Origin of the sequence: Pseudomonas sp. HY13-MNA-CIBAN-0226 (assembly GCF_040310305.1) — a bacterium.
Classification (GTDB): Bacteria; Pseudomonadota; Gammaproteobacteria; order Pseudomonadales; family Pseudomonadaceae; genus Aquipseudomonas; species Aquipseudomonas gregormendelii.
Genome location: NZ_JBEOPS010000651.1, coordinates 1 through 234, shown reverse-complemented (window position 1 = coordinate 234; position 234 = coordinate 1). Strand labels below are relative to the sequence as shown.

Sequence of the window (234 nt, the reverse complement as noted above, 5' to 3'; positions counted from 1 at the left end):
CAAGCTCGCTCCTACAGAAGGCGATGGTGGGGTGTCCGTCAGAGCTGGTAGTTTTTCAACTCCCTGGCAATCACCATCCGCTGAATCTCGCTGGTGCCTTCGTAAATCTGCGTGATCCGTGCATCCCGGTAGTAGCGCTCCACCGGGTAATCCTCCAAATACCCATACCCACCATGGATCTGCATTGCCTTGGAGCAGACCCGTTCGGCCATTTCCGAGGCGAACAGCTTGGCC

General features: G+C 56.8%; 1 protein-coding gene. It reads right to left on the bottom strand.

The features are described from left to right. Window positions 1–38: 38 nt before the first annotated feature. Window positions 39–234, bottom strand: a 196-nt coding sequence (locus AAEZ05_RS30290) for an acyl-CoA dehydrogenase family protein (protein WP_350650373.1), incomplete at its 5' end; no start/stop codon positions are given.